Origin of the sequence: Nocardioides luteus (assembly GCF_015752315.1) — a bacterium.
Lineage (GTDB): Bacteria > Actinomycetota > Actinomycetes > Propionibacteriales > Nocardioidaceae > Nocardioides.
The window spans coordinates 730,982-753,484 of the sequence record NZ_JADOVJ010000001.1 but is presented as its reverse complement, the minus strand read 5'-3'; the positions used below and the strand labels follow the sequence as shown (position 1 = coordinate 753,484).

The 22,503-nt window shown below is 69.4% G+C and carries 26 protein-coding genes; 8 read left to right on the top strand and 18 right to left on the bottom strand.

Annotated elements, in window-relative coordinates; all coding sequences use genetic code 11:
* Positions 1 to 2 precede the first annotated feature (2 nt).
* Together HD557_RS03665 and HD557_RS03660 are read left to right on the top strand one after the other, a co-directional pair.
* Positions 3 to 1,307, top strand: a complete 1,305-nt coding sequence (locus HD557_RS03665) for a citrate synthase (protein ID WP_008361084.1) — start codon at positions 3 to 5, stop codon at positions 1,305 to 1,307.
* Complete coding sequence (locus HD557_RS03660) at positions 1,304 to 1,954, top strand: HAD-IA family hydrolase (RefSeq protein ID WP_196872835.1); 651 nt, start codon at positions 1,304 to 1,306, stop codon at positions 1,952 to 1,954. The genes HD557_RS03665 and HD557_RS03660 overlap by 4 nt, the downstream gene beginning before the upstream one ends.
* Here HD557_RS03660 and HD557_RS03655 read toward each other — a convergent pair.
* Complete coding sequence (locus HD557_RS03655; RefSeq protein WP_196872834.1) at positions 1,951 to 3,192, bottom strand: MFS transporter; 1,242 nt, start codon at positions 3,190 to 3,192, stop codon at positions 1,951 to 1,953. The two genes, HD557_RS03660 and HD557_RS03655, sit on opposite strands and share 4 nt — an antisense overlap.
* 70 nt (positions 3,193 to 3,262) lie before the next feature.
* Here HD557_RS03655 and HD557_RS03650 point away from each other — a divergent pair, with 70 nt between their 5' ends.
* The 3 genes from HD557_RS03650 (at position 3,263) to HD557_RS03640 (ending at position 6,155) form a co-directional block, all read left to right on the top strand.
* Entirely contained in the window at positions 3,263 to 3,826 is a 564-nt protein-coding gene (locus tag HD557_RS03650) for a MarR family winged helix-turn-helix transcriptional regulator (RefSeq protein WP_196872833.1), read from the top strand.
* A gap of 74 nt (positions 3,827 to 3,900) precedes the next feature.
* A complete protein-coding gene (locus HD557_RS03645) occupies positions 3,901 to 4,803 on the top strand; it encodes a TIGR03621 family F420-dependent LLM class oxidoreductase (protein ID WP_196872832.1) in 903 nt (300 codons plus the stop codon).
* A gap of 68 nt (positions 4,804 to 4,871) precedes the next feature.
* Positions 4,872 to 6,155: a S1C family serine protease gene (locus tag HD557_RS03640; protein ID WP_231380163.1), complete on the top strand. Its 1,284-nt coding sequence runs from the start codon at positions 4,872 to 4,874 to the stop codon at positions 6,153 to 6,155.
* A 117-nt stretch (positions 6,156 to 6,272) separates the two neighbouring features.
* On the opposite strand, the gene HD557_RS03635 is transcribed toward HD557_RS03640, so the two are convergent.
* Positions 6,273 to 7,295: a GNAT family N-acetyltransferase gene (locus HD557_RS03635; RefSeq protein WP_196872831.1), complete on the bottom strand. Its 1,023-nt coding sequence runs from the start codon at positions 7,293 to 7,295 to the stop codon at positions 6,273 to 6,275.
* On the bottom strand, positions 7,292 to 8,989 hold the full coding sequence (locus tag HD557_RS03630) for an ABC-F family ATP-binding cassette domain-containing protein (protein ID WP_196872830.1): 1,698 nt from the start codon (positions 8,987 to 8,989) through the stop codon (positions 7,292 to 7,294). Before HD557_RS03630 ends, HD557_RS03635 begins: the two co-directional genes overlap by 4 nt.
* Positions 8,990 to 9,107: 118 nt before the next feature.
* Here HD557_RS03630 and HD557_RS03625 point away from each other — a divergent pair, with 118 nt between their 5' ends.
* Together HD557_RS03625 and HD557_RS03620 are read left to right on the top strand one after the other, a co-directional pair.
* Entirely contained in the window at positions 9,108 to 10,022 is a 915-nt protein-coding gene (locus tag HD557_RS03625) for an alpha/beta hydrolase (RefSeq protein WP_231380162.1), read from the top strand.
* 116 nt (positions 10,023 to 10,138) lie between these two features.
* Positions 10,139 to 11,479, top strand: a complete 1,341-nt coding sequence (locus HD557_RS03620; RefSeq protein ID WP_231380161.1) for a cytochrome P450 — start codon at positions 10,139 to 10,141, stop codon at positions 11,477 to 11,479.
* 4 nt (positions 11,480 to 11,483) lie between these two features.
* On the opposite strand, the gene HD557_RS03615 is transcribed toward HD557_RS03620, so the two are convergent.
* The 3 genes from HD557_RS03615 to truA all read right to left on the bottom strand — a co-directional run bounded on the left by HD557_RS03615 (position 11,484) and on the right by truA (position 13,399).
* The gene (locus HD557_RS03615; protein ID WP_196872827.1) at positions 11,484 to 11,864 is read right to left on the bottom strand and encodes a hypothetical protein; all 381 of its coding nucleotides are present in this window, start codon (positions 11,862 to 11,864) and stop codon (positions 11,484 to 11,486) included.
* Positions 11,865 to 11,940: 76 nt separating this feature from the next.
* Positions 11,941 to 12,549, bottom strand: a complete 609-nt coding sequence (locus HD557_RS03610; RefSeq protein WP_196872826.1) for a class I SAM-dependent methyltransferase — start codon at positions 12,547 to 12,549, stop codon at positions 11,941 to 11,943.
* Positions 12,536 to 13,399: a tRNA pseudouridine(38-40) synthase TruA gene (gene truA, locus HD557_RS03605; protein WP_307785529.1), complete on the bottom strand. Its 864-nt coding sequence runs from the start codon at positions 13,397 to 13,399 to the stop codon at positions 12,536 to 12,538. The genes HD557_RS03610 and truA overlap by 14 nt, the downstream gene beginning before the upstream one ends.
* A 68-nt stretch (positions 13,400 to 13,467) precedes the next feature.
* On the opposite strand from truA, the gene HD557_RS03600 reads away from it, so the two are divergent.
* The gene (locus tag HD557_RS03600; RefSeq protein WP_196872824.1) at positions 13,468 to 14,415 is read left to right on the top strand and encodes a ketopantoate reductase family protein; all 948 of its coding nucleotides are present in this window, start codon (positions 13,468 to 13,470) and stop codon (positions 14,413 to 14,415) included.
* 54 nt (positions 14,416 to 14,469) lie between these two features.
* On the opposite strand, the gene rplQ is transcribed toward HD557_RS03600, so the two are convergent.
* From rplQ to HD557_RS03540, 12 genes are all read right to left on the bottom strand, one after another.
* Positions 14,470 to 15,003 carry a 50S ribosomal protein L17 gene (rplQ, locus tag HD557_RS03595; protein WP_008361063.1) on the bottom strand — a complete coding sequence of 178 codons (534 nt, stop codon included), beginning with the start codon at positions 15,001 to 15,003 and terminating at the stop codon, positions 14,470 to 14,472.
* A gap of 74 nt (positions 15,004 to 15,077) precedes the next feature.
* Complete coding sequence (locus HD557_RS03590; RefSeq protein ID WP_008361061.1) at positions 15,078 to 16,094, bottom strand: DNA-directed RNA polymerase subunit alpha; 1,017 nt, start codon at positions 16,092 to 16,094, stop codon at positions 15,078 to 15,080.
* A 149-nt stretch (positions 16,095 to 16,243) separates the two neighbouring features.
* Complete coding sequence (rpsD, locus tag HD557_RS03585) at positions 16,244 to 16,852, bottom strand: 30S ribosomal protein S4 (protein ID WP_008361060.1); 609 nt, start codon at positions 16,850 to 16,852, stop codon at positions 16,244 to 16,246.
* A 34-nt stretch (positions 16,853 to 16,886) separates the two neighbouring features.
* Positions 16,887 to 17,288, bottom strand: a complete 402-nt coding sequence (rpsK, locus tag HD557_RS03580) for a 30S ribosomal protein S11 (RefSeq protein WP_008361058.1) — start codon at positions 17,286 to 17,288, stop codon at positions 16,887 to 16,889.
* Positions 17,289 to 17,364: 76 nt separating this feature from the next.
* A complete protein-coding gene (gene rpsM, locus HD557_RS03575; RefSeq protein ID WP_008361056.1) occupies positions 17,365 to 17,742 on the bottom strand; it encodes a 30S ribosomal protein S13 in 378 nt (125 codons plus the stop codon).
* A 145-nt stretch (positions 17,743 to 17,887) separates the two neighbouring features.
* Positions 17,888 to 18,001 carry a 50S ribosomal protein L36 gene (rpmJ, locus tag HD557_RS03570; protein ID WP_008361054.1) on the bottom strand — a complete coding sequence of 38 codons (114 nt, stop codon included), beginning with the start codon at positions 17,999 to 18,001 and terminating at the stop codon, positions 17,888 to 17,890.
* A gap of 26 nt (positions 18,002 to 18,027) precedes the next feature.
* A complete protein-coding gene (gene infA / locus HD557_RS03565) occupies positions 18,028 to 18,249 on the bottom strand; it encodes a translation initiation factor IF-1 (RefSeq protein WP_011757309.1) in 222 nt (73 codons plus the stop codon).
* Between the two features lie 232 nt (positions 18,250 to 18,481).
* Positions 18,482 to 19,726 carry a styrene monooxygenase/indole monooxygenase family protein gene (locus HD557_RS03560; RefSeq protein WP_196872823.1) on the bottom strand — a complete coding sequence of 415 codons (1,245 nt, stop codon included), beginning with the start codon at positions 19,724 to 19,726 and terminating at the stop codon, positions 18,482 to 18,484.
* Between the two features lie 33 nt (positions 19,727 to 19,759).
* Entirely contained in the window at positions 19,760 to 20,350 is a 591-nt protein-coding gene (locus HD557_RS03555; RefSeq protein ID WP_008361042.1) for a GTP-binding protein, read from the bottom strand.
* Positions 20,328 to 20,672 carry a DUF742 domain-containing protein gene (locus HD557_RS03550; RefSeq protein WP_008361041.1) on the bottom strand — a complete coding sequence of 115 codons (345 nt, stop codon included), beginning with the start codon at positions 20,670 to 20,672 and terminating at the stop codon, positions 20,328 to 20,330. The genes HD557_RS03555 and HD557_RS03550 overlap by 23 nt, the downstream gene beginning before the upstream one ends.
* Positions 20,669 to 21,118, bottom strand: coding sequence for a roadblock/LC7 domain-containing protein (locus HD557_RS03545; RefSeq protein ID WP_091052410.1), 450 nt, complete (start codon positions 21,116 to 21,118; stop codon positions 20,669 to 20,671). Before HD557_RS03545 ends, HD557_RS03550 begins: the two co-directional genes overlap by 4 nt.
* Positions 21,119 to 21,147: 29 nt before the next feature.
* Positions 21,148 to 22,473: an ATP-binding protein gene (locus HD557_RS03540; RefSeq protein ID WP_196872822.1), complete on the bottom strand. Its 1,326-nt coding sequence runs from the start codon at positions 22,471 to 22,473 to the stop codon at positions 21,148 to 21,150.
* Between the last annotated feature and the right edge of the window lie 30 nt (positions 22,474 to 22,503).

Below are 22,503 nucleotides of genomic sequence, written 5' to 3'. Positions count from 1 at the left end.
TCGTGACCGAATCTCTAACAGTGCGTGACAACCGCACCGGGGTGGAGTACGACATCCCGATCACCGACGGCACCATCCGCGCCGCCGACCTGGGGAAGATCAAGGCCGCGGACCCGGCTAACAACGAAGAGGGGCCCGGCCTGGCGGTCTACGACCCCGGTTTCGTCAACACCGCTTCGTGCCGATCTTCCGTCACCTACATCGACGGTGACAAGGGAATCCTCGAATATCGCGGCTATCCCATCGAACAGCTCGCGGAGAACTCCAACTTCCTCGAGGTCTCCTACCTTCTGGTCCACGGCGCGCTGCCGACCAAGGAGGAGTACGACGCGTGGGTGCACGAGATCACCTACCACACGTTCGTGCACGAGAACATCAAGGAGTTCATGCAGGGCTTCCGCTATGACGCCCACCCGATGGGCATGCTCATGGCGTCGGTCGGTGCGATGTCGACGTTCTACCCGGACGCCGCCAACATCTCCGACCCCGACAACCGCCGCCTGCAGATCATCCGGCTGATCGCCAAGATGCCGACGCTCGGCGCCTGGGCGTTCCGGCACGCGCAGGGCAAGCCCTACGTCTACCCGGACAACGACCTGTCCTACACCGGCAACTTCCTCTCCATGCTCTTCAAGATGAGCGAGTCGAAGTACGCGCCGGACGAGCGCATCGAGAAGGCGCTCGACACCCTCTTCATCCTGCACGCCGACCACGAGCAGAACGCCTCCGCCAACGCGGTCCGCAGCGTCGGCTCGACCCAGGTCGACCCCTACTCCTCGGTCGCCGCCGGCGTCGGTGCCCTCTTCGGCCCGCTCCACGGTGGCGCCAACGAGGCCGTGCTCCGGATGCTGCGCCGCATCGGCAAGGTCGAGAACATCCCCGCCTTCATCGAGGGCGTCAAGGCCGGCAACGAGCGGCTGATGGGCTTCGGCCACCGGGTCTACAAGAACTACGACCCGCGCGCGAAGCTGATCAAGCAGCAGGCCTACAACGTGTTCGAGGTGACCGGCACCAACCCGCTCCTCGACATCGCCCAGGAGCTGGAGAAGATCGCGCTCGAGGACGAGTACTTCGTCAAGCGCAAGCTCTACCCGAACGTCGACTTCTACTCCGGCCTCATCTACGAGGCCCTGGAGTTCCCGCCGGAGATGTTCACCGTGCTGTTCGCCATCGGGCGCACGCCGGGCTGGCTCTCCCAGTGGCTGGAGCTCGTCCAGGACAAGGAGCAGAAGATCGCCCGTCCGAAGCAGATCTACACCGGCGAGCGCGGCCTCGAGTTCGTGCCGCGCGACGTGCGCTGGGCGTGACGGCTCCCGACACGCAGACCCCGTCCACCACCGCCGTGGTGGACGGGGTCGTCTGGGATTTCGGCAACGTGCTGATCCGCTGGGACCCGCTCCCGGCGATCGCCGCCGGGATCGGTGACGCCGATGCCCGTGCGTTCCTGGAGTCTTACGACTTCGGCTCGTGGAACTACGCCCAGGACGCCGGCCGCACCTGGGCCCAGGCGCTCACGGTGCTCGAGGACGAGGCTCCTGAGTGGATCGCTGCAGGGGCGGCGTACGTCGACAACTTCCCGCTCTCGCTCCTCGGCCCGGTCCCCGGCACCCATGAGCTGGTCCGCGAGCTCGCCGCTGCCGGGTTCCCGCAACTCGGGCTGACCAACTGGTCCGCCGAGCTCTATCCCCATGCTCCGGCGTCCTACGACGTGATCGGGCTGCTCCGCGACGTCGTCGTCTCCGGTGAGGTACGCCTGGCGAAGCCCGATCCGGCGATCTACCGGCTCGTCGCCGAGCGCGCCGGGACACCGCTGGAGCGGCTGGCCTTCGTCGACGACAGCGCCGCCAACGTGGCCGCCGCCGCGGCACTCGGCATGCAGGCGTTCCAGTTCACCGGGGCCGAGCAGCTCCGCAGGGACCTGGTCTCGCTCGGCCTCCCGGTGACGGCGCTCTAGACGAGACCCTGGTCGGGCGCGCGCTCCAGGCGGCGTACGCCCGCGAAGGACATCGACAGCAGGGCGCTGCCGGAGATCACCGCGGCGACCACGAGCAGCCAGGTGTCGAAGCCCACCGCGACGGCGACCGGGCCGACGAGCGCGAGCCCCACGGGGCGGGCGACGAACGATCCCACGATGTCGAAGGCGTAGACCCGGGAGAGCTTCTCCTCGGGGATCTCCTGCTGGATCGCGATCTGCCAGAAGACGTCGAAGATCTGGAGCCCGAACCCGTGCAGGAAGGCGCCGATCAGGATCGGCCAGAGCGTGTCCGAGAGGGCCATGGAGACCGGGAAGAGGCCGGTCATCGCCAGGAAGACCACGCCCACGGAGAGCAGCCGACGCGGGCGGAACCGCAGGCAGACCAGGCCGCCGACGACGAATCCCGCCATCAGCGCGGCCAGCGCGAAGCCCCACGAGGCCCGGCCGATCCCCTCACCGACCACGATGGGGCCGAGCACGCTGTGAGCCCCGGACCAGAACAGGTGGTAGAGCAGCGCCTGCAGGATCAGGAACCACAGCCACGAGTGCCGCATCACCTCGCGGAAGCCCTCGCCGAGGTCGGCGAGCATCGAGGCCTTGCGCGGCTCGCGGTCGTGCGGGACCCGCATCCCCGCGTAGGCGACGGCGGCGATGGCGAAGGTGAGCGCGTCGATCGTGATCGCCCACCCCGGCCCGACGGCCGCGACGAGCACCCCGCCGAGGGCGTAGCCGACGGTCGAGGCGGTGGTCTGGAGCAGCGACCGGAGGGAGACCGCGGCGCCCAGGTCCTCGTCGGGCACGACCACCTTGGTCATCGCCATCGCCGAGGGCTGGTTGAGGGCGGCGACGATGCCGGCGAGACCGCCCATCACCGCGATCGACGGGATCGTCGCGACGTCGAGGATCACCGTCGCCGCCAGCGACCCGACGACGACGGCGCTGATCGCCGCTGTGCCCTCCATCATCACCTTGCGCGAGACCCGGTCGCCGAGCACTCCCCCGGCCAGCGTGGTCAGCACCTGACAGGCCGCGAACACGGCCTCGACCAGGCCCAGCTGCGTCGCCGTGCCACCCAGGTCGAGCACCGCGAACGCCAGCGCGACCGGGGTGATCGCGTTGCCCAGCGACGAGGACGCCGTGCCGGTCACGAGGCGGCGGAAGTTGCGATGCCTCAGCGGCGAGCGACGCGCGGTCGGCGGTGGGGTGGTGGCAGTCATAGCGGGAAGGTAGTTCGCCAGCGAACTATTCGTCAACGAATTATCAGCCGGCGAAAGGTAGGATCGGCACATGCCTGAGATGCGAGCCTCCGAGACGTCCCGCGAAGACCTCACCGAGGAGCTCACCGAGGACCTCACCGAGGACCGGGCCGACCGTCACGTGGCGCGGTGGCGCGACCACTGGCTCGACATCGACTTCGACGACGAGATCGAGGCGATCACGGTGCGGATCGGATCCATCTCCAAGTTCTTCAGCGACGCGCGCCGGGCAGCGGCGAGCGAGGTCGGGCTGGCCGACTTCGAGTACATGACCCTCCACATGCTGATGATCCGCGACACCCCTGGCCACGCCTCGCCCACCGCCCTCGCGAAGGACCTCGACATCAGCCCGGCCGGGATGACGGGACGGCTCGACAGCATGGAGAAGGCCGGGTGGGTGCGGCGTACCGCATCGGTGGAGGACCGCCGCAAGATCAGCGTCGAGGCGACCAGGGCCGGTATCGAGATCTGGCGACGGGCGATGGACCTGCGCGGCGAGGCCGAGAACAGACTGCTGGAGGCGCTCAGCCCGGAGCGGCGTACCGAGCTCGCGGCGCTGCTCAAGCAGGTGACCCTGCGGATCGAGGCCGAGTAGCTGCGCAGATCTGCGTACGCCGCGACCGCCCGCGGACGGATCCGCCCGCGCCCCCTCAGGACGAGCCTGGGGGCATGACCAGCACACCTGAGACCAGACCCTTCCGCTTCGGCGTCGTCGCCGCCCAGGCCCCGACCGGAGCCGCGTGGAGCGACCTCGCCCGCCGCGTCGAGAGCGCGGGCTACGACACCCTCGTCATGCCGGACAACGTGTCCTTCGGCCATGCCGTCTTCCCCGCGCTGGCCGCTGCGGCGGCCGTGACCACGACGCTGCGGGTGGGGACGTACGTCCTGGCCAACGACTTCCGCCACCCGGTCCAGGTCGCCAAGGAGTCGGCCACCCTCGCCGTGCTCTCGGGCGGCCGCTTCGAGCTGGGCCTCGGCGCCGGCCGCCCCGACTCGGAGCGCGAGAACGCGATGCTGGGGCTGGGCTTCGACCGGCCCGGCGTACGCGTCGACCGGCTCGTGGAGTCGATCGGGCTGATCAAGCGGCTCCTCGCCGGCGAGACCGTCACCGTCGAGGGTCCCCACCACCGCGCCGTCGAGGCCTCGGTGCTGCCCTACGGCACCCCACCCCAGCAGGTGCCGCTCCTGGTCGCCGGCGGCGGCCCGCGGATGCTGCGGATCGCCGGCGAGCACGCCGACATCGCGGCCCTCGGGATCCCCTTCGACGCCGAGGAATCTGCCGTGCGGGCGGCCGTCGACCAGGTACGCTCCGCCGACCGCCCCGGCGCCATCCCGGAGCTCAACATGAACCTGATGGCGGTGGGCGACACGGTCCCGCGCTACCTGGCCGGAAGGCTCGATCCTGCCGCGCTCGCCGCCGCGGGCGCCGTCGGCGTCGTGAGCGGCTCGCCCGCGGAGATGGCCGACCAGCTCCGTGAGCGCAGGGAGCGGCTGGGCGTCTCCTACATCCTGGTCGGGGACGAGCTGATGGAGGCCTTCGCACCGGTCGTGGGGCTGCTCGCCGGGTCCTGAGCCATCTCTTCGCGACCGCATAGCGCTGTCTCAGCCGGTTCACAGGGACGCTGGCCAGACTCGAAGACATGACCGAACTCCCTCCTCAGCAGCCGAGTGGGACCCCGCCGCAGTGGACTCCCCCGGCCCCTCCTGCCGGATCCACCCAGCCTCCCGCCGGCCCGTTCGCGGCCCCGCCGGCCCAGACCTCCGTCATGCCTGCCGTGCCCGGTGCTCCCGGCACGCCCGGCACGCCCACCAAGAAGCGCGCCATCGGCCGCACCGGCCTCGTCGCCGCGGTCCTCGCCGGTGCCCTGGTCGCCGGCGGCACCGCTGGCGTCGGGGGCGCGGCGATCTACGACGCCCTCGCCGGTGACGGCAGCAGCGGCGGGGCGCACACCCCGGCCACCTCCCAGGTCGTCGACGCGAAGGCCCCCGAGGGCAGCATCGAGAAGGTCTCCGCCAAGGTCCTCCCCTCCGTGGTGAAGATCGAGGTCACCTCGCAGCAGGGCTCCGGCTCGGGCTCCGGCGTCGTCATCTCCTCCGACGGCACGATCCTGACCAACAACCACGTGGTCGAGCTGGCCGCCAACGGCGGGACGGTGACGGTCGACTTCAACGACGGCACCAAGGCCTCCGCCGAGGTCCTCGGGACCGACCCGCTCACCGACACCGCCGTGATCAAGGCGAAGGGCGTCTCCGGCCTGACCCCGATCACGATCGGCAAGTCCGCCAACCTCACCGTCGGCCAGAGCGTCGTGGCGATCGGCTCCCCGTTCGGGCTCGACTCCACGGTGACCACCGGCATCGTGAGCGCGCTCGACCGCCCGGTGAACGTCGGCGTCGACCAGAACGGTGCGGCGACCGTCTACCCGGCGGTGCAGACCGACGCCGCGATCAACCCGGGCAACTCGGGTGGCGCGCTCGTCGACCTCAACGGCAACCTCGTCGGCATCAACGCCTCGATCCGCTCCGGCGGCGGCGCGAGCAGCGAGGACGCGGGCTCCATCGGGATCGGGTTCGCCATCCCGATCGACGAGATCTACCCGATCGTCGAGCAGCTCGAGAAGGGCGAGCAGGCCACCCACGCGCAGTTCGGCATCTCCGTCTCCGACGCCCCCGAGGCGCAGAACGGCCAGACGTCGGTGACCGGAGCGCTGGTCCAGGAGGTCACCCAGGGCAGCACCGCCCAGAAGGCCGGCCTGGAGAAGGGCGACGTCATCACCAAGGTCGACGACCACGTCATCACCGGATCGGACTCCCTGGTGGCGACCGTCCGCTCCTACCGACCCAACGACGAGGTCGAGGTCACCTGGTCGCGCAACGGCGACGTGCACACCGAGAAGGTGACGCTGGACTCCGACGCCTCCTGATCTCCCCGCAAGACGCTGGGGTCCGCAGGGTCTCAGTGCCGCGGGGTGCCACCATCCGAGCGCCTCATGCCCGTCTCTGACCGGGTATGAGGCGCTCGTGCGTCGTGCGGACGAGGGTCAGGAGACCTGCTTCTGGATGCTGCACAGCCACTCCACGGGCTCGAAGCCCATGGCCTCGTTGACCTGGATCATGTGGGAGTTGACCTCGGCGTTGTAGGTGCTCAGGGTCGGCACCTCCGGCCGCTCGGCCTGGAGCAGCCTGAGGTTGGCGACCTTCACCGCGAGCCCGAGCCGGTGGCCGCGGTGAGCCGCCTCGACGAGGGTGCCCCACTGGTAGCTGTTGCCGTCCAGGCTCGAGTAGCCGATCACCGTGTAGGCCACGACGCGGCCCTCCGGGTCCAGCGCGACCGAGTGGTAGAGGGTGCGCTGCTGGGCCGCGACCAGCGCCTCGGTCTCGCGGACCTTCGCCACGTCGGGCTCGGGCGCCTCGATGTCGAGGTCGCCGGTCGGCGCCTCGGTCTCCAGGCTGGCGTCGAGCACCGCCCAGCTCTCGACGATGTCGTCGGGCACCCGGCCGACCCAGGACCTCAGCGTGTAGTCGCCGTGCCGCTCGGCGGCCTGCGCCGCCAGCCGGTCGAGGACGTCGTCGGGCACCGGCAGCCGCAGCAGGCGGCGTACCTCCACCAGCGCGGGCGCATAGCCGCGCGCGATCCCGAAGTCCCGACCCGGCGAGCCCTCTCCGCCGGAGCCGAGCGACCACGGCCACCAGATCTCACCCGTCAGCGACGTACGTCCCTGGGCGCGGGCCTCCGCCTCGACATGGTTCAGCAGGGTGGTGCCATGGCCCCGTCGCCGGTGGGCTGGCAGCACGGCGACCACGAGGGTCGCCCGGTGGAGGTTGTCGAGCAGCGGCATGGCCATCCAGGCGGCGGCGACCGCCTCGCCGCCGACACGGCCCACGTAGGCCCTGCGGTCGGTCTTCTCGGTCTGCTGCTGCAGCTCGACGCGCTGCTCCTCGCGCGCCCACAGGTCCGCGTCGGGGCCACGTACATCGAGCCACGACGCGGTCATCACGTCGTGCCAGTCGTCGAAGACCTCGTCGTCGAACGGGTCGACCCGCTCGATCACCAGCTCGGTCATCGTGACCTCTCCACCCTCGTCTCGTCCCACACCGGCTCCGGGGACTCGTAGACGTCACCATTGGCGCCGTAGACCAGGAACCGGTCGAAGCCACGGGCGAACCAGCGGTCATGGGTCACCGCGATCACGGTGCCCTCGAACGCCTCCAGCCCCGCCTCGAGCGCCTCGGCCGACTGGACGTCGAGGTTGTCGGTCGGCTCGTCGAGGAGCAGCAGCGTGGCACCGGAGAGCTCCAGCAGGAGGATCTGGAACCGCGCCTGCTGCCCGCCCGAGAGCGAGTCGAAGGTCTGCTCCGCGGCCTGCGCGAGCTCGTAGCGGTCGAGCACCCTGGAGGCGGCCTCCCGCCCCATCCCGGCGCGTCCTCGCCCGTCAGGCGTGACGTCGCCGCGGTGCAGGATGTCGAGCAGCGTACGTCCCACCAGCTCCGGGTGGGCATGGGTCTGCACGAACCAGCCCGGCCGCACGCGGGCGCCGAGCTTGGCCTTCCCACGGTGGCGCACCGGCTCGATGGGGGTGTCCTCGACCGGGCGGTGCTCCACGTCCGGGTCGGTGCCTCCGCGGGCGAGCAGCCGCAGGAAGTGGGACTTGCCCGAGCCGTTGGAGCCGAGCACGGCAACCCGCTCGCCGTACCAGACCTCGAGATCGAACGGGCTCATCAGTCCGGTGAGCTCGAGCGCCTCGCAGACCACCGCCCGCTTGCCGGTGCGGCCGCCGCGCAGCCGCATCTGCACCGCCTGCTCTCGTGGCTGCTCGACGGGCGGCCCGGCCTCCTCGAACTTCCGGAGCCGTGTCTGGGCCGCCTTGTACTGGCTGGACATCCCGTCGTTGTACTCCGACTTGACCTTCAGCCGCAGGACCAGCGCCTTGATCTTGGCGTGCTCCTCGTCCCAGCGACGGCGCTGCTCCTCGAAGCGCAGGAACCGGTCCTTGCGGGCCTCGTGGTACGAGGCGAACCCACCAGGATGCGTCCACGTGCTGTTGCCGGCGCCGGAGGCGCCGAGCTCGACCGTGACCACCCTGGTCGCGGTGTTGTCCAGCAGCTCACGGTCGTGACTGACGTAGAGGATCGTCTTCGGAGACTCCCGGATACGCTGCTCCAGCCAGATCTTGCCGGGTACGTCGAGGAAGTTGTCCGGCTCGTCGAGCAACAGCACCTCGTCGGGGCCGCGCAGCAGATACTCGAGCACCAGCCGCTTCTGCTCGCCGCCGGACAGGGTGTCCAGGGAGCGGTAGCGGGCGCGGTCGTAGGGCACCCCGAGCCCGGCCATGGTGCACACGTCCCAGACGACCTCGAGGTCGTAGCCGCCGGCGTCGGCGTACTCGGCCAGCGCGGTCGCGTAGCGCATCTGCAGCCGCTCGTCCTCGGACGACATCAGCTCCAGCTCGCACGCCTCCACGGACGCGGCGGCCTCGCGCACGCGCGCGGGCGCCACCGAGAGCAGCAGCTCGCCGACGGTCGAGGAGCCCCTGCCGACCATCTGCCGCATCACCCCGAGGCCGCCGGAGCGGACGACGGATCCGGCCGTCGGGGTCAGCTCGCCGGTGACGATCCGCAGCAGCGTCGTCTTCCCGGCGCCGTTGGCGCCCACCAGCGCCACCTTCGCGCCCTCTCCCACCCGGAAGGAGACGTCGTCGAGCAGCACTCGACCGTCAGGCAGCTGGAACCGCACTCCAGCAACGTCCACATGTCCCACAGCCGTCCAGTCTGGCACCCCTGTCGAATGGTTATTCCCGGTCACGTTCGACAAATCGGTCCCATCAGTAGAACGTGATGCTCGACACATTTTGGCGATTACCGATATGACTGTCGCCATGCCTCCGCTCGACAGCCAGATCGCTGACCTGCTCACCCTCTTCGCGAAGGGCCAGCCCCTGGAGTCCTACGACCCGCCGACGGCACGAGCGCTCTACCGCGCGTTGGCCGAGGGCGTCCCACTTCCACCGGTCGGCTCGGTGGAGGCCTCCGTGATCCCAGGGCCGGCGGGCGACCTGGACGTACGCATCTACCGGCCCACCACCCAGGGCCCGCTGCCGACGATCGTGATGTTCCACGGCGGCGGCTGGGTGGTCGGCGACCTCGACACCCATGAGGACCAGGCCCGCAACCTCTCCACGATCTGCGACGCCGTGGTCGTCGCGGTCGACTACCGGCTCGCTCCCGAGCACCCCTTCCCCGCCGCCTACGACGACGCCCTGGCCGCGGCCCGCTGGGTCAGCGACAACACCGCGACGCTCGGTGGTGACGGCAGGGTCGCGGTCGCCGGCGACAGCGCCGGCGGCAACCTGTCGGCCGCCGTCGCCCAGGCCTTCCGCGCCGAGGGGCGGGAGCTCGCCGGCCAGCTGCTGATCTACCCGGCGACCGACATGACCAGCGGCTACCCCTCCTACGCCGAGAACGGCCACGGCTACTTCCTCGAGCTGCCGACGATGAAGTGGTTCTCCGACAACTACGTCGGCGACGCCGACCGCGCCGACCCGCGGCTGAGCCCGATCAAGGGCTCCTTGGAGGGCCTGGCGCCGGCGGTCGTGGTGACCGCGGAGTTCGATCCGCTGCGTGATGAGGGCATCGCGTACGCCAAGGCGCTGGAGAGCTCGGGGGTCCCCACGACCTACCACCACTGCGACGGCCTCATCCACGGCTTCTTCGCGATGGGCCACCACTCGCAGGCGGCACAGCTCGCGATCGAGGAGACGTGTGCGCTGTTCAGGACGGTGCTTCACGGGTGATCCCGGGCCGTCCCGGCGGACGTTCCCGGGGCGCTGCCGGGGGTGATCGAGGACACGTACTCAAACCAGGGGTATTCCTGATGCCCGAGGTTTGAGGATGGTCCAGACTGGGCCGCATGCCGATTGCCGTCCAGGTCAGTTCCTCTCTACGGGCGATGACGCGACCGCTGACCGAGCGCGTCCGCAAGCTTGCCCTGCAGTTCGCGATGCGGGGCAAGGAGTCGCCGATCCCCGACATCACCACGCTGCGCAAGATCCCGGAGCATCTGACGTTCCCGCTGCGCCGCGACGGCGTCGACCCGGTGCCGCTACTCGCCGAGAGCCGGGCGCAGGCGCCGGTCACCAAGCTCGGCTCGGTGCTCGGCCTCGACATCGTGCTGGTCACCGGCCACGCCGAGTCCAAGCACGTGCTGGCCGCCAAGGACACCTACTCCAACGACATGCGCCACCTGCTCGGCACCCGCAAGCGCACCGATGCCGAGGGCATCGGTGGCCTCGGCATGACCGACCCGCCCGACCACACCAAGCTCCGTGGCCTGCTGACCCCGGAGTTCACCATGCGCCGCCTGGGCCGTCTCAACGGGATGATCGACCGGATCGTCACCGACGCCCTCGACGACATGGAGGCCAACGGCCCCGAGGTCGACCTCGTCCAGCACTTCGGCTTCGAGATCCCGTTCCGGGTGATCTGCGAGCTGCTGGGCATGCCCGAGGACGTACGCGACGAGTTCCACAAGCTCGGCATGGCCCGGTTCGACCTGTCCGAGGGTGGTGCCGGCGCCTTCGGGGCCGCCACCGAGACCAGGACGTTCCTGATCGAGCAGGTCCGCCAGCAGCGGGTCGAGCCCGGCGACGGCATGATCGGCGAGATCATCCGCACCAAGGGCGCCGAGTACGACGACGTCGAGCTCGGCGGCCTCGCCGACGGCGTCTTCCTCGGCGGCTACGAGACTTCCGCCTCGATGCTCTCCATGGGCGCGTACGTGCTGATGCAGAACCCGGAGGCCTACGAGATCCTGCGCTCGGGCGATCGGGCCGAGGTCGACAAGGTGGTCGAGGAGCTGCTCCGCTACCTGTGCCCGGTGCAGATCGCGTTCCCCCGGTTCGCGCGCGAGGACCACGACCTCTTCGGCCTGCCGGTCAAGAAGGGCGCCGTCGTCCTGGTCAGCCTCACCGGCGCCAACCGCGACCCCGCGGTCGTGCCGAAGCCGGAGCAGTTCGACCTCCGCAACGCCGAGACCATGCACTTCGCCTTCGGCCACGGCATGCACCGCTGCGTCGGCGCCGAGCTGGCCCGGATGGAGCTCCGCGCCGCCCTCACCGGCCTCGCCCGCCGCTTCCCCGACCTGGCCATGGCCACCGACGACCCCGGCGACCTCGGCTGGCGCGACCTCTCGGTCGTCTACAGCCTCGACCGCCTCCCGGTCCGGCTCGCCAAGGACCCGGTCCCCGCCTGAGCGGTCAGCCGTTCCAGCGCTCGGGCGCCGGCTCCTCGCTGATCGCCACGGCGATCCAGGGCGCCAGGACGTACGCCGGGATGGCCAGCAGCGGCAGGCTCGTCATCGGGGTCGCGATGATCACGAACGCGGCCCCGGTGCAGAACCGCCCCAGCCCAGCGCGTGCGCTCAGGAACGCCCCGACCACCGGCCCGATCAGCCCCACCACGACCATCACCGGCACGCTCACCAGCCGCGACAGCTCGATCCCGGAGCTCGTGACGGCGAGGTAGACGGGCAGCACCGTCACCAGGCTCAACAGCGCGGCCACGCCCCAGGCCTTGTAGGAACGGGCCAGGCGCTGACGGTTCGTCAGCACAGGTGTCGTCATCGCAGGACTGGTCATGGGCGGATTCTGGCAGCGCACGCCGCGCGGCCGGCCGCGAGACGCGCGAGACGGCGGAAACCGGCATCTACGCCGTTCAGGCGCGGCGCGTCTCCAGGACGCGGAAGCCCTTCGCGCTGCCGATCCGCTCGGTCGGGAACCCCTGCTCGCCGAGCCAGCGCTGGAGGGAGTCGCCGCCGAGGTTCTTGCCGACGACCATGACCGCGCGGCCGTCAGGCGCGAGACGGGGCAGCCAGGTCAGGAGCAGCCCGTGGAGGGCCTGCTTGCCGATCCGGATCGGCGGGTTGCTCCAGATCTCGTCGTACGTCGTCCCCGGATCGATCTCGGCCGGGACCGCGGCGCGGTACCGGTCACCGAGTCCGAGCTTCGCGGCGTTCTCGTTCGCGAGCAGGACGGCGCGCTCGTTGACGTCGACGCCGGTGACCTGGGCGGAGGGTGCGGCTAGCGCGCAGGCGAGGCCGATGATCCCGTAGCCGCAGCCCAGGTCGAGGATGCGGCCGCCCTCGGGCGGGTCGGTCTCCCGGAACAGCACCGCGGTGCCGACGTCGAGGCGCCCCTTGGCGAAGACGCCCGATCCCGAGACCAGGGAGAGGTCCATGTCCCACACGGTCGCCGAGACCGGGATCCGCTCGAAGGGCACCGACGGGTCGGCGGAGAAGTAGTGCTCGTCGTCAGTCCCCGTCAACCTCGTTCGCCTCTCTGCGGTTCATGGTGCGCTGGTGCTGGGCCGCCAGCATGTCGTCCGGCGGATAGGCGACCTCCTCGAGGGTCAGCCCGTTGGCCGGAGCGATCGGGATGGACGAGGAGCGCGAGCGCGCGGCCAGCGACTCCTTGGCCCAGGCAACGTCCTTGCGGCCCTCCCCGATCACCATCAGGCACCCGACCAGCGAGCGCACCATCGAATGGCAGAAGGCATCGGCGAGGACCTTCGCCTCGATGATCCCGTCCGGGCGCCGGTCCCAGGTGAGCTGGCGAAGGTCGCGGATCGTGGTCGCGCCCTCCCGTGGCTTGCAGAAGCTCGCGAAGTCGTTGAGGCCGACCAGATCGGCGGAGGCGACGTTCATCAGCGACAGGTCCAAGGGCCGGGTGCGGTAGAGCACGTGCCCGCGCAGCAGCGGGTCGACGAACGCCGGGTCGTCGACGATCCGGTAGACGTAGCGTCGCGACAGCGCCGAGAACCGGGCGTTGAACCCCTCCGGAGCCTCGACGGCCCGATGGACCCGCAGATCGGCGGGGAGGATCCCGTTCAGCCGGCGCACCAGCGAGTCGAGCGGCGACTGCTCCGAGCGTCCCCGCGAGGACTCGAGCACGGCGGCGTCGATGTCGAAGTGGGCCACCTGGCCGCGGGCGTGCACGCCGGAGTCGGTGCGCCCGGCGACGGTGACCCACACCTGGGACCGCTCCCCCGTCGACGGCACCCGCAACGCGGTCGCCAGCGCGGCCTGCAGCTCTCCCTGGACCGTACGCAGCCCCGGCTGGGTCGCCCAGCCGTGGAACATGGTGCCGTCGTAGGCGAGGTCGATCCTGATGCGCACGTCACTCATTGTCCCAGCAACACGTGCCCCGAGCGGAATGCGCGAGGACGCTTTGCCACACTTTGTCCATGCACTATGTGATCTTCGGAGCGGGCGCGGTCGGCGGCGTCGTGGGCGGTCTGCTGCACCGGGCGGGGGTCGAGGTCACCCTGGTGGCCCGCGGCGAGCACCTCCGCGCGATCCAGGACGCCGGTCTCAGCCTCGACACCCCCGACGGCGTCCTTACCCTCGACGTCGCGGCCGTCGAGGACGCCGGCAAGGTCTCCTGGACCGAGGACACCGTCGTGCTCCTCAGCGTCAAGGGCCAGCAGACCGAGGCCGCGCTCGAGGATCTCGCTGCGTACGCTCCGCCGGGCACACCGGTGGTCGCCCTGCAGAACGGCGTCGCGAACGAGGCGCGGATCCTGCGGCGGTTCGCCGCGACGTACGCCATCCATGTCGTCCTTCCCGCCACCTTCCTGACCCCGGGCACGGTTGTGCAGGACTCCGGTAACAGGCCCGGCATCCTCGACATCGGCCGCTACCCCACCGGCGTCGACGAGACCGCCGAAGCGATCGCGAACGACCTGGTCAAGGCCGGGTTCCTCAGCGAGCCGCGCGCCGACATCATGGCCTGGAAGCACCGCAAGCTGCTCAACAACCTCGGCAACGGCATCAACGCGGCGATCACCCCCGGCCCCAGCGACGAGGAGATCTACGCCCGCTGCCTGGCCGAGGCCGAGGCAGTGCTCGCCGCCGCGGGCATCGACGTCGTGACCGCCGACCAGGACCGGACCCGGCGGGCCGGCCACATCACCGCGCGCGGCCGTCGCAACCACAGCTCGACGTGGCAGAGTCTCGCCCGCGGCAGCGGCGTCGAGATCGACTACCTCTCCGGCGAGATCGTGCTGCTCGGCCGGCTCCACGGCGTGCCGACCCCGGTCAACGAGGCCATCCAGCGCGCGGTCCACGACATCGCCCGCACCGGCGCCCAGCCCGGCAGCATCGACGGCGCCGCCTTCCTCGCCGGTCTCTGACAAGCGCTGTGGCCCGCCACCCTCGCGGGTGACGGGCCACAGCTCAGAAGCCGATCAGGCCTTGGCGTCGTCCTCGGTGGTCTCCGCAGCGGGAGCCTCCTCGGCAGCAGCCTCGGTCTCGGTGGTCTCCTCGGCAGCGGTCTCCTCGACCGGCGCCTCCTCGACCTTCTCCTCAGCGGGGGCGGCAACCGGAGCCGCGGCAGCCGGAGCAGCCTTGGTCTTCGGCTCGTAGGCCTCGTTGACGAGCTCGATCACAGCCATCGGAGCGTTGTCACCCTTGCGGGGACCGATCTTGGTGATCCGGGTGTAGCCACCCGGACGCTCCGCGAACTGCTCGGCGATCTCGGTGAAGAGGGTGTGCACGACGGACTTGTCGCGGATGGTCTTGAGGACCTCGCGACGGTTGTGCAGGTCACCCTTCTTGGCCTTGGTGATCAGCTTCTCCGCGACGGGGCGGAGAACCCGGGCCTTGGCCTCGGTGGTGGTGATGCGGCCGTTCTCGAACAGCGCGGTGGCGAGGTTCGAGACGATCAGCTTCTGGTGCGCGGGCGAACCGCCGAGGCGGGCACCCTTCTTCGGGGTAGGCATCGTGCCTGCTCCTTCTCTCCGGCCGTATCAGGTACCGGGGTAGACGCCCCTCACGGGGCGGTTTTGGTGGAAACTCAGTACTGCTCGTCCTCGACGAATGCGTCGTCGTCATCGTCGCCGTAGGCGGCGAGGGCGGCGGACGGGTCGAAGCCGGGAGCGCTGTCCTTGAGCGACAGGCCCATCTCGTGCAGCTTCAGCTTGACCTCGTCGATCGACTTGGCGCCGAAGTTGCGGATGTCGAGCAGGTCCTGCTCCGAGCGCGAGATGAGCTCACCCACGGTGTGGATGCCCTCGCGCTTGAGGCAGTTGTAGGAACGGACGGTCAGCTGCAGGTCCTCGACCGGGAGGGCGAGGTCGGCGGCGAGCTGCTCGTCGACCGGCGACGGGCCGATGTCGATACCCTCGGCGTCGACGTTCAGCTCACGGGCCAGACCGAAGAGCTCGACCAGGGTCTTACCGGCCGAGGCGATCGCGTCGCGGGGAGCGATCGACGGCTTGGTCTCGACGTCGATGACGAGCTTGTCGAAGTCCGTGCGCTGCTCGACACGGGTGGCCTCGACCTTGTAGCTGACCTTGAGGACCGGCGAGTAGATCGAGTCGACCGGGATGCGGCCGATCTCGTTCTCGGCGCCCTTGTTCTGGACCGCGGAGACGTAGCCACGACCACGCTCGACGACGAGCTCGAGCTCGATCTTGCCCTTGTCGGACAGCGTCGCGATCTTCAGGTCGGGGTTGTGCACCTCGACACCGGCCGGCGGCGCGATGTCGGCGGCGGTGACGTCACCGGCACCGGACTTGCGCAGGTACATGGTCACGGGCTCGTCGTGCTCGGAGGAGACGACCAGACCCTTGAGGTTGAGGATGATCTCGGTGACATCCTCCTTGACGCCCTCGATGGTCGAGAACTCGTGGAGAACACCGTCGATCTTGATCGAGGTGACCGAGGCACCGGGGATCGAGGAGAGCAGGGTGCGGCGAAGAGAGTTGCCCAGCGTGTAACCGAAGCCCGGCTCCAGGGGCTCGATCACGAAGCGGGAGCGGAACTCCTCGACGGACTCTTCCGACAGGGTGGGGCGCTGTGCGATAAGCACTGATTTGTCCTTTCCGGGCCGACCGCTATTTGACGGACCCGAACTTCAAGGGGTGATGACGGAAGGCTGTGGGGGCGGCAAGGCCCCGGCGTACGTCTTCTGTGAAGTTTGAACGCCGGGGACTCACCGTGGTTACTGCTGAGGGCTGATCAGAGCTTCGAGTAGTACTCGACGATCAGCTGCTCCTGGACCGGGACGTCGATCTGGGCCCGGACGGGGAGCTGGTGAACCAGGATGCGCATCCGGCTCGGGACAGCCTCGAGCCAGGCCGGGACGACGCGCTCGCCGTGGGTCTCGCGAGCCACGATGAACGGGGTCATCTCCAGCGACTTCTCGCGAACGTCGATGACGTCGTGAGCCGAGACCTGGAACGAAGGCACGTTGACCTTCTTGCCGTTGACCAGGAAGTGGCCGTGGACGACCAGCTGGCGGGCCTGGCGGCGGGTGCGGGCGAAGCCGGCACGGTAGACGACGTTGTCCAGGCGGCCCTCGAGCAGCTGGAGCAGGTTGTCACCGGTCTTGCCGTCGCGACGGTGGGCCTCGGCGTAGTAGGAAGCGAACTGCTTCTCCATCACGCCGTAGGTGAAGCGAGCCTTCTGCTTCTCACGAAGCTGGAGGAGGTACTCGCTCTCCTTGATGCGGCCGCGGCCGTGCTGTCCCGGCGGGTAGGGGCGCTTCTCGAACGCTGCGTCGTTGCCGACAAGGTCGACACCGAGACGGCGCGACTTGCGGGTCATGGGTCCGGTGTAACGGGCCATTACTCTTCAGTCTCCTTCTATGTCTCGGTGGGGATCAAACGCGGCGGCGCTTGGGCGGACGGCAACCGTTGTGCGGGGCCGGCGTGACGTCCTGGATGGTGCCGACCTCGAGGCCGATCGCACCCAGGGAACGGATCGCGGTCTCGCGGCCCGAGCCCGGGCCCTTGACGAAGACGTCGATCTTCTTCATGCCGTGGTCCATCGCGCGGCGGCCAGCGGCCTCGGCGGCCATCTGCGCGGCGAACGGGGTGGACTTACGCGAGCCCTTGAAGCCGACGGTGCCGGCCGAGGCCCACGAGATCACCGCACCGGTCGGGTCGGTGATCGTGACGATCGTGTTGTTGAACGTGCTCTTGATGTGGGCCTCGCCCTGAGCGACGTTCTTCTTCTCCTTGCGACGGATCTTCGTCGCACCCTGGCGGGTCTTCGGAGGCATGCATTAACTCCTGTGTTGGCTGGTCTGTGAGATCGAGGCGAAGACTCGGATCACCGGCGCGCTGTGCGCGTCAGGATCACTTGGCCTTCTTCTTGCCGGCGACGGTGCGCTTCGGGCCCTTGCGGGTGCGCGCGTTGGTCTTGGTGCGCTGACCGCGGACCGGGAGGCCCTGGCGGTGACGGCGACCCTGGTAGCTGCCGATCTCGATCTTGCGACGGATGTCAGCCTGGACCTCACGACGGAGGTCACCCTCGGTCTGGATGCCCTGGGCCTCGATCTCGTCGCGGAGCTTGACCAGCTCGTCCTCGGCCAGAGCGTGCACCCGGGTGTTCGGGTTGACGCCGGTGGCCTCGAGGAGCTTCTGCGAGGTGGTACGGCCGATGCCGTAGATGTAGGTGAGAGCGATCTCCACGCGCTTGTCGCGCGGAAGGTCAACACCTTGGAGGCGTGCCATTGTGTTCCTTCTGGTTGCGTCAGAGGTGTCGGTCGGGTCGCGTCCCGGGGTGGCACCCTCGGGCTCCGGCCTCTGCTCCGGAGGTGACTTCGGACCTGCGTCCTAGCGACTCGATGAAGTATTCAGTTGTGCTGCGAGCTGGGACTCAGCCCTGGCGCTGCTTGTGGCGCGGGTTCTCGCAGATCACCATGACGCGGCCGTGGCGACGGATCACCTTGCACTTGTCACAGATCTTCTTCACGCTCGGGTTGACCTTCATGTCAGCCCTTTCTTGTCTAGACCGGCTTACTTGTACCGGTAGACGATCCGACCGCGCGTCAGGTCGTAGGGGGACAGCTCGACCACCACGCGGTCCTCAGGAAGGATCCGGATGTAGTGCTGTCGCATCTTGCCGCTGATGTGGGCGAGAACCTTGTGTCCGTTGCTCAGCTCCACACGGAACATGGCGTTGGGGAGAGCCTCCACTACGGTGCCCTCGATCTCGATCACGCCTTCTTTCTTCGGCATGCCCTCTGCAATCTGTTGGTCGGTCATCTACCGTTCAAACCACGGATCGGATGACCCGCGGGCGGTCCGGGAACCTCTCCGAGACTCGGAGTGGACCTCGTGAAGCCATCTGCATGTCTCACCCGCGAGCGCACAGAAGCGCGCTGACCGGGCAGCCGCGAGGCACGACGAGACAGACCCACGTTGGACCGACTACCAAGCCTAGACCCCTAGAACAGCAATGCCCTAATCGTCAAGCCCTGGCGGCCTCGGCGATCTCCGCGACGTACGCGAGCGCAGCCTCCGGGTCGCCCAGGAACGGCCCGAGGTCCTCCGGGTGCGGGAACAGCCGGGTGAACCGGTCGGCGACAGGCTGATACCGGGTGGCCGCGCCGAGCACCTGCTGGACGTGATCGGGCAGCGGGTTGAGCAGCGCGTCGGTCAGACCGGTCGAGTGCTGGGCCCGGTTCTCCCAGAAGGTCTCGAAGGTCGCCTGCATCCATTCCGGGTCGAACGGCTGATCGCCGCGCTCGAGGATCGCCTGCGTGTAGATGCCCGCGCAGTGGGCGGCGTTGTTGGAGCCCTGCCCGGCGATCGGGTCGTTGACCACGACGACGTCGCCCATACCGAAGACGTAGGTGCCGTTGGCCACCTCGGCGTACGGCTTGCGGACCATGCCGGTGAACGCGCCGGAGAGCGAGGCCCGGGCGTCGGTCGGCTCGCAGTCGCGCATCAGCTCGCCCTCCCACGGCATGTGCTCGAGCATCACGTGCTGCAGCCGGCGCAGGTGCTCGTCGGGGCGCGGGCGGTCCCAGAAGCAGTCCAGGGGACCGTCGGGGATCGCCTCGACGAACGCCACCCGGCTCGGTCCGAACTGGGTCAGGGCGCTGATCACGAACAGCTCGCCGACCCCGGGCGCGACGTTGATCCGCATGCTCCCGGCCGGGAAGTCGTCGGGCTCGACCATGCCGTGGAGGTAGATGGCCGACAGCGCACGGCCGGGCTTGTCGTACTTCGACCTCACCGGGTCGCGGTCGAACAGGTCGACGATCTCGCCCTTGCCCGCCGCGATGAGCGTCAGGTCGTACATCGACGCCAGGCCGGCCAGGTCGGAGGTCATCACGGGGTGGTAGATGATCCGGCCGCCGCGGTCCTCGAACAGCTCCAGCCAGGTCGACATCTTCAGGCGCTGGTCGACGGACATGGCGTACGGCTCCCACGGGCCGTCGAACTTCAGCGCCCGGACGCCGGGCTCGGGACTGACCGAGATGCCGACCGCGGGGATGCGGGGCGCCTCGTCCTCCCACAGGTTCAGGCCGTAGGCGCGCTCGTAGGCGAGGGCGGGCTCGAACATGACCTGGGTCGACATCGGCCAGCCGTCGCGCAGCTCGTCGGGCGTACGCGCCGACATGACCGTCACCTCATAGCCCTCGACCTGCAGGCTGAGGGCGAGCTGCATGCCCGCCTGTCCGGCGCCGACGATCAGGATCTTGCGCAATGAAACTCCTTCGGAGTTGGGACGCCTCCGGGCTCAGGCGCGTGTGGGGGTGGTTTTCATCGTGTGCGTCAGGCAGGTGACCAGGGTCTTCGCCGTCGACCTGCGGTCGCGGGCGTCCACGGTCACCAGCGGCGTCCGCTCGTCGAGGCAGAGCGCGTCGCGCACCTTCTCCAGGGAGTGCGTCAGCTTCCCGTCGAACAGGTTCACCGCGACGATGAACGGGACGTCGGAGTCGTTCTCGAAGTAGTTGACCGCCGGGAAGGACGCGTCGAGCTGACGGGTGTCGACGAGCACGACGGCGCCGCTGGCACCGCGGCACAGGTCGTCCCACATCGGCCAGAACCGGGGCTGCCCCGGGGTGCCGAACAGGTAGAGCAGCAGGTCGGGGGCGAGGGTGACCCGGCCGAAGTCCATCGCGACCGTGGTGGTCGTCTTCGCGCTCGCGTCCGAGAGCGGGTCCACCGACTCACCGGCCTGCGTCATCCACGCCTCGGTGTTGACCGGCGGGATCTCGGAGACCGAGGCGACCATGGTCGACTTCCCGACGCCGAAACCACCCGCGACCACGATCTTGGCAGAGGTGACGGTCAGCGCCGGGCGGTCAGCCGAGCTCGGAAAGGCCATCGATAACTCTCTTCAACAGACGGTGGTCGAACGGGGAGTCGTAGGCCCCGTCATTGATCTGCAGGTGCTCCGTCGAGGCGAGGTCCTCGAGCAGCACACGAGTCACGCCCAGGGAGATCCCACAGTGGGCGGAGAGCTCCGCGACCGACTGCGGCCCGAGACGTACGCGGTCGTAGAGCCGGCGCGACTCCGGGGTCAGCTTGGCCGCAGCGCGCGCGTCGAAGTGCGCCGCGGAGATCAGCGTGTGGACATAGAGCTGGTGCTTGGTCTGGGTGCGGCCGCCGGTGAGCACGTACGGACGCACCCAGGGGTTTCCGCTCACGCCCTCTCCCCTGCCATCGAGCTGACCGTCATCTGACGCAGCTCGTCGCGCATCTGCGGGGTGAGTACGTGGCCGACGGCGTCGACCATCTGGGCCATCTTGTGGGCGACGACGCCCAGGTTCGCACCGGCGCCGACGAGGACGGCGAAGCCGGCCAGGTCACCGATGCCCATGAAGAGGAAGTGTCCGGTGTGGAACTTCAGCATCACCTGGTCACAGCCAGGCTCGCCCACCTCGCGGGCGATGTTGTTGCCGAGACTGATCACTCCGGCGGTCATCGCGGCGAGCGGGTCGGCGACGTTGGCGGACATGCCGCCGGCACCGATCAGCGGGAGGCCGTCGGAGGAGACGATCAGCGCATGGGTCACACCGGGGGTGGAGCTGGCGAAGTTGTCGATCAGCCAGCTGAATTCCTTGGGGTCGCGGGGGACGACCGGGCTTTCCATGACGAAAGGGTTCCTTTCACTACTGGGGCTTAGCTACCAAGGGAGAACGCGTCGAGGTCGTCGGCGAAGGAGTGCCGGGCCGCCGACTGGTCCTCGGGTGACGTCTCAGCGGTCTGCTGTCCAACGGCTGCATCCGGCTCAGCCTGCTTGGTGCGCAGGCTGACCGGCTCCCGGCGCGGGAGCGCACCTGACTCTACTGGGCCGCTCTGCTCCTCCGGCGCGGAGGTCTCGTTCGTCTCATCCGTCCCAGCCGTCTCACCCGGGAACGAGATCGGCGTCTTCATGGTGTCGGTGGACAGGTCCGGCGTCGGCTGCTCGCTGGGTGGCGGCGCGAACTGGGCCGCCGGCTGTCGGGTCGGTGGCTGCACGGGGATCGATCCGGTCTCCGGCGAGGACTGGTGCATCGGCCTCCGAACGGGCTCGAGGGAGGACGGTCGCGTCTCCAGACGAGCCGGCTGAGCCGCCTGCTGAGCCGCCGGCCGGGCAGGAGGCTGCGCCGCGGGCTGGGCTGCCGGCCGCGGCACGGCCTGAGGTCCTCGCCGGCGCGGGGCCGGAGGCAGGACCGCGACGCTGCTCGCGCTCGACGTCGTCGGCGCCTCGGCCCGCTCGATCGGTGCGACCGGGACCTCGCACAGCAGCTGGGCAGGCACCTTCACCATCGCGATCATCCCGTTGCCCGGAGCGGGGCGGGTGGCGAGGCGTACGTCGATGTCGTACTTGCGCGCGATCCGGTGCACCACCGGGAAGCCGGTATGGCTGCCGGACTTGCTGACCAGCTCCACGATCGGGCCCGCCAGCAGCGCGTTGAGGCGTCCCACCGAGCGCTCCGGGATGCCGATCCCGGTGTCCTCGATGCGGAACAGCACGTCGCCGGCGTCGGCGAGGTGGACGTTGATCGTCACCGTTCCCGGGGAGTACTTGGTCGCGTTGTCCAGCAGCGCCGCGATCAGGCAGGAGACGTCGTCGGCGGCGTAGCCGATGACGGCCAGGTCGCTGACCCGGCCGATCGTCACCTGGTTGTAGCGCTCGATGCCCGACAGCGCCATCCGGATGATGTCGAGCAGCGAGGTGTCGATGCCGCCCATCTCGTCCTCGGCACGGCCCGCGAGCGTACGCAGGTCGCGGCTCGCCCGGCGCATGCGGGTGACGGCGTGGTCGACCTCGTAGAGCTTCTTCAGCCGCTCGGGGTCGTCCTCGTCGGCCTCGAGCCCGTCGAGCGAGATGCGCATCTGCTCAGCGAGGCTGATGAGCTGGATGCCGAACTGTTCCATGATCTCTGGCCAGGCCTCGTCCTCGTCCTCCTGTGGTGGTGGAGGCGTGGAGGAGATCGGTGGCGTCACAGGTGTGGGTGGCACCGGCGGAAAGGGCACACCCTGACCGCCGGT